Origin of the sequence: Achromobacter sp. UBA5777, assembly GCF_002418565.1 — a bacterium.
In the GTDB taxonomy this organism is placed as follows: Bacteria; Pseudomonadota; Gammaproteobacteria; order Burkholderiales; family Burkholderiaceae_B; genus Achromobacter; species Achromobacter animicus.
The window spans coordinates 71,205-71,557 of sequence record NZ_DIEJ01000082.1; the positions used below are offsets into that span (position 1 = coordinate 71,205).

Here is a 353-nt window from a genome sequence, read left to right on the forward strand (position 1 = left end):
TTTGCAGACGTTCTTTTGCGATGTTGGCGGTGCTTTTTTTCCGCGAGAGAAAAAAGTCCAGTAATGCCATAACTTATCCTCCGAACAGGCGTTTGAGGAAACCTTTCTTCTCTTCTTCAATGAAGCGGAAAGGACGTTCTTCTCCCAGCAGACGGTCAACGGTATCCGCATACGCTTTACCTGCGTCTGCCTGTGTATCCAGGATCACGGGCTCGCCCTGGTTAGAGGCGCGCAACACGGACTGATCTTCCGGGATCACGCCAACCAGTTTGATGCGCAGGATCTCCAGCACGTCTTCCATGCTCAGCATGTCACCTTTGTTCACCCGGCCCGGGTTGTAGCGGGTCAGCAGC

The 353-nt window shown here is 53.5% G+C and carries 1 pseudogene; it reads right to left on the bottom strand.

The window, feature by feature from the left end:
• Positions 1 to 73: 73 nt before the first annotated feature.
• Positions 74 to 353: pseudogene (locus tag B3446_RS06010) on the bottom strand (septum site-determining protein MinD); the annotation flags it as partial.